General features: G+C 71.7%; 4 protein-coding genes. 2 read left to right on the forward strand and 2 right to left on the reverse strand.

Annotated features, from left to right (window positions below; all coding sequences use genetic code 11):
* Both AB0J09_RS61700 and AB0J09_RS61705 read right to left on the reverse strand, forming a co-directional pair.
* A partial coding sequence (locus tag AB0J09_RS61700; RefSeq protein ID WP_360713392.1) for an aldolase/citrate lyase family protein occupies positions 1-199 on the reverse strand: 199 nt, incomplete at its 3' end.
* Positions 196-1,383 (reverse strand): CoA transferase, encoded by a 1,188-nt coding sequence (locus tag AB0J09_RS61705; protein ID WP_360713394.1) that lies wholly within the window; start codon positions 1,381-1,383, stop codon positions 196-198. The genes AB0J09_RS61700 and AB0J09_RS61705, both read right to left, overlap by 4 nt.
* A gap of 68 nt (positions 1,384-1,451) precedes the next feature.
* On the opposite strand from AB0J09_RS61705, the gene AB0J09_RS61710 reads away from it, so the two are divergent.
* On the forward strand, positions 1,452-2,105 hold the full coding sequence (locus AB0J09_RS61710) for a GntR family transcriptional regulator (RefSeq protein WP_360713396.1): 654 nt from the start codon (positions 1,452-1,454) through the stop codon (positions 2,103-2,105).
* 125 nt (positions 2,106-2,230) lie between these two features.
* Positions 2,231-2,739, forward strand: a 509-nt coding sequence (locus AB0J09_RS61715; RefSeq protein ID WP_360713397.1) for an HAD family hydrolase, incomplete at its 3' end; no start/stop codon positions are given.

Raw genomic sequence — 2,739 nt, forward strand, 5'->3', positions numbered from 1 at the left:
CCCGCACGTGCACGGCGACGCCGGCGTCCCGGCGTGCTCGCAGGTAGGCGGCGGCGTTGGCGCGGGCCTCGTCCTTGCGGGCGGGCGCGACCGCGTCCTCCAGGTCGATGATGACCACGTCCGCCCCGGAGGCGACGGCCTTGTCGAAGCGCTCGGGCCGGTCGCCGGGGACGTACAGCCAGGTCACGGGGGCGATCACGCGATCACCCCGGCCTCGCGCAGGGCGTCGATCCGCTCGCCGGAGTAGTCGAGCTCGCCGAGCACCTCGTCGGTGTCGCGCCCGAGGGGCCGCCCCGGCCACCGGATCTCGCCGGGGGTGTCCGACAGGCGGAAGAAGACGTTCTGCATGGTGAGCGAGCCGAGCTCCTCGTCGGGCACCTCCACGAACGTCCCGAGCGCCGCGTACTGCGGGTCCTCGGCGATGTCGCTGACGTCGTAGATGGGCGCGACGGCGGCCTGCACCTCCTCGAAGCGGGCGATGACCTCCTCGGCGTCCCGTTCGGCGATCCAGGTGGCGACCGCCTCGTCCAGCTCGTCCACGTGCTGCACGCGTCCCTGCCCGCTGGCGAACCACGGCTGCTCGACCAGGTCGGGCCGTCCCACCAGGGTGACCACGCGCTCGGCGATGGGCTGGGCGCTGGTGGAGATGGCCAGCCACCGCCCGTCGCGGGTCCGGTACGTGTTGCGCGGCGCGTTGCTGCTGGACCGGTTGCCGGTGCGCTTCGGCACGACCCCGAGCGCCTTGTACGCGCTCATCTGCGGCCCGAGCAGGCCCAGGATGGGCTCGATGATCGCCATGTCGATGACCTGGCCGCGCCCGGTCCGCTCACGGGCGTGCAGGGCCACCATGATCGCGTACGACATGGCGAGGCCCGCGATGCCGTCGGCCAGCGCCAGCGGCGGCAGCGTGGGCGGCCCGTCGGGCTGCCCGGTCATGGCGGCGAACCCGCTCATGGCCTCGGCCAGCGTCCCGAACCCCGGCTGCTTGGCCATCGGCCCGAACTGCCCGAACCCGGTCATCCTCGCCACGATCAGCCGCGGGTTGTGCTTGAGCAGGTCTTCCGGGGCCAGGTTCCACCGCTCCAGGGTGCCGGGGCGGAAGTTCTCGATCAGCACGTCGGACCGCTCGGCCAGGCGGCGCAGGATTTCCTGGCCCTCGGTGTGCGACAGGTCCACGGCCGCGGTGCGCTTGTTGCGCGAGAGCGCCTTCCACCACAGGCCCACGCCATCCAGGGAAGCGCCGTGCCCGCGCGAGGGGTCGCCGCGCCGGGGATGCTCGATTTTGATCACGTCGGCGCCGAAGTCGCCCAGCATCATCGCGGCGGAGGGACCGGCGAACAGGGTCGCCGCGTCGATGACCCTCAGGTCGGCGAGGCTCGTCATGGATATGTAACTTATAAGAAATATGTCATAGGTCAACCAGGTGACCGATCTGCGAGACACTTGGGGGCATGTCGCCCACGGAGCCTCGGCCGCCCATGAGCAAGGCCGACTACGTCTACAGCGTGCTGCTCGACGAGATCCGCACCGCGCGGATCCCGGGCGGCACGGCGTTGCGCGCCGGGGAGGTGGCCCGCCGGCTGGGCGTCTCGGTGACGCCAGTGCGCGAGGCGCTGCGCAGGCTGGAGAAGGACCGGCTGATCAGCTACGAGGCGCATCACGGCGCGACCGTGGTGGACCTGGGCGACGAGGCCCTGGCCGAGTACTACGGCCTGCGCGCGGTGGTCGAAGGACTGGGTGCCCGCCTGGCTGCGGAGAAGATCACCCCTGAGGAGCTGGCTGGTCTGCGCGAGTTGCACGCGTCGATGGCCGACGACGCCGCGCACGGCAGGTACGACCGGCTCGCGGAGCAGAGCAGGCGGCTCCACCTGCGCATCGTCGACATCGGTGGCCCCGCCTTCCTGGGTGCGCACGCCAGGTCGGTGCGCAACAGCTTCCCCGTGCCCGCGGAGGCGTCGCTGTGGCTGGACGAGACCCAGGTCAAGGCCCAGCTCAAAGCGCACGAGGCCATCCTGGCCGCTCTGGAGTCCGGCGACGCCGAGGCCGCGGAACGCATTATGATCGACCACGTGCGCCGCGCCGGCGACTACCGCAAGCAGCAGTGACCTCCCCCGGCTGACGTCCTTGGCGGAAAAGGACGCGGGCGGCTTCGGCCTAGGATGAGGAAGATGTCCCTTCCACACCGGAGCCTCGCTGTGACCTCATCCGCCGCCACCATGGGAGGCCGGCTGTGACGGCGGCCGGGGCCCTGTCAGGCATCAAGGGTGTGCTGTTCGACCTGGACGACACGCTGCTCGACCACCGGGGCGCCGCCGACGCCGCGATCGTCGCGTGGGTGTCGGCGCGCTCCCCCGGCCACCCGCGCCTGGATGAGGTGGCCGCGCTGTGGGCCGGGCTGGAGGGTCCGCACCTGGCGATGTGGCAGGCGGGCGAGTGCTCGCTGCAGGAGCAGCGGCGCCGCCGCCTCCGCGGGCTGTGTGAGGAACTGGCCGTGCCTGAGCCCGGCGATCTGGACGCGGCCTACACCGACTTCGCCGAACGCTACCGGCAGAACTGGTCCGCCTACCCGGACGCGGCCCAGGCGGTGGAGGAGCTGGGCGGGTTCACGCTCGGGGTGCTGACGAACGGGGCGCAGCGGATGCAGGAGGCGAAGCTCCGCGCGATCGGGCTGGGCGCCGACTCGCTGCTGGCCATTGACATCATCGCCAGCATCGAGCGGTCCATGGGCGTGCGCATCCC

Source organism: Nonomuraea sp. NPDC049784, assembly GCF_040659615.1.
In the GTDB taxonomy this organism is placed as follows: Bacteria; Actinomycetota; Actinomycetes; order Streptosporangiales; family Streptosporangiaceae; genus Nonomuraea.

Excerpts from the sequence above, each read along its gene's own strand:
- AB0J09_RS61710 (WP_360713396.1), top strand. The coding sequence starts at position 1,452 with ATGTCGCCCACGGAGCCTCGGCCGCCCATGAGCAAGGCCGACTACGTC.
- AB0J09_RS61705 (WP_360713394.1), bottom strand. The coding sequence starts at position 1,383 with ATGACGAGCCTCGCCGACCTGAGGGTCATCGACGCGGCGACCCTGTTC.